General features: G+C 35.2%; 1 protein-coding gene. It reads left to right on the forward strand.

All coding sequences use genetic code 11. The features are described from left to right. Window positions 1-1,122 (forward strand): lipopolysaccharide biosynthesis protein (locus tag E1176_RS00785; protein ID WP_155208687.1); only part of this gene is annotated, 1,122 nt, incomplete at both ends.

Consider the following 1,122-nt stretch of genomic DNA (forward strand, 5'->3'; position numbering starts at 1 on the left):
TTTTGTCTCTATCCTAATTTATATTGTTTTCTTCTTTGGGAGTTATGGTATCGCAAAATTATATGACAAACCAGAACTAGTACTTTTAACTAAAATTTTGGCTCTTCAGTTTATAATACTCGCTTTCAATATAACCCAGAGAGTGCAGCTTACTAAAGTGATTGATTTTAAAACGTTAACTCTTTTTAGAATCGTATCAGGGTTATTGTCTTTTGGAGTTGCTATTTCAATGGCATTACAAGGTTTCGGAGTGTGGGCTATTGTTGGTCAATTGTTGTCACAGAAAATTCTTAGCGTAATATTGTTGGGTTTTAAGATAAAATGGCAACCCAAGTTCGTTTTTAGTATATCAAGTTTTAAAAAGTTTGCAGGTTTTGGTTTTAAAGTAACAGCCAATAGTTTTCTTAATTACTTAAGTCGAAACTTTGACAATTTTGTTATCGGTAAATTTATTGGTGATAGCAGCCTCGGTATTTATTCAAAGGCGTATGGTATTATTTTGTTTCCAATCAAAAATTTTAGTGAGGTAATAAAAAAAGTCCTTTTCCCATCCTTTTCGCTAATCCAAACAAGTGTCAGTGATGTGAAGGCCTATTACCTAAAAGTAACCCATCTCACTGCCTTTGTGGTGTTTCCAGTTATGGCATTAGCCATTATCCAAGCTGAAAATTTAGTTCTTATTCTATTAGGCCATGCGTGGGTGGCGATGGTACCACTAATGAAGATATTTGGACTTTTAGGGATGGTGCAGTCTGTCCTAACTGTTAATGCAACCATTTATTTGTCTCAAGGTAGACCAGGCTTGGCTTTTAAGGTAGGTTTGTTTTCTAAATCTGTAATTATATTGGGCATAGTGGTTGGACTTTATGTCGATGGCTTAATGGGCGTGGCATATGGACTGCTTGCAGCTCAAATAATTAATTTTTATCCTGTATTTACTACTGCCGCCAAATTGATTGACTTGACTTTGAAGGAGCAAGTTGTAAATTTAAAAGTGACCGTCTTTAGCCTTATATGTGCCTCGCTACCCACATATTTCTTGACAATATACGTTGAAGCATCTCGATTGGTAGAAATTATATGTGTTTCTGGGGTTTTTACGTTGGTTTACCTGCTTATATC

This window comes from Fulvivirga aurantia (assembly GCF_009711475.1).
Lineage (GTDB): Bacteria > Bacteroidota > Bacteroidia > Cytophagales > Cyclobacteriaceae > Fulvivirga > Fulvivirga aurantia.